A 399-nucleotide genomic window follows, 5' to 3' on the forward strand; every position below is an offset into this window, starting at 1 on the left:
TTACCTTTACGAGACATACTCTGTATTAAACCATGCTGTTTGAGTTGCTGTTGATAATGACGCATTTGGTACTGCCATCCCTGATCTGAGTGGATCACAGGTTTATCATCATCTGGAAGCTTGATAAGCGCATCATCCAACATCTCTGTAACTAATCGATATACTGGTCTACGTTGAGTTTTAAAGGCTATAATTTCTCCATTGAATAAGTCCATGATGGGTGATAAATAAAGCTTTTCACCCCGAACATTAAACTCAGTTACATCCGTTACCCATTTCTGATTTGGTTTGTCAGCTTTAAATTGGCGTTGTAGTACATTATCTGCAACTCGACCTACTCGTCCCTTATAAGAACGATATTTCATAGCTCTGATACGTGATTTAAGCTTCATCGACTGC

Annotated in this window: 1 protein-coding gene; it reads right to left on the reverse strand. The window is 38.8% G+C overall.

The annotated features are described in order from the left end of the window. Nucleotides 1-399 (reverse strand): DDE-type integrase/transposase/recombinase (locus A7A69_RS09505; protein WP_152877213.1); only part of this gene is annotated, 399 nt, incomplete at both ends.

It is taken from the genome of Acinetobacter guerrae, from assembly GCF_009372255.1.
Classification (GTDB): domain Bacteria; phylum Pseudomonadota; class Gammaproteobacteria; order Pseudomonadales; family Moraxellaceae; genus Acinetobacter; species Acinetobacter guerrae.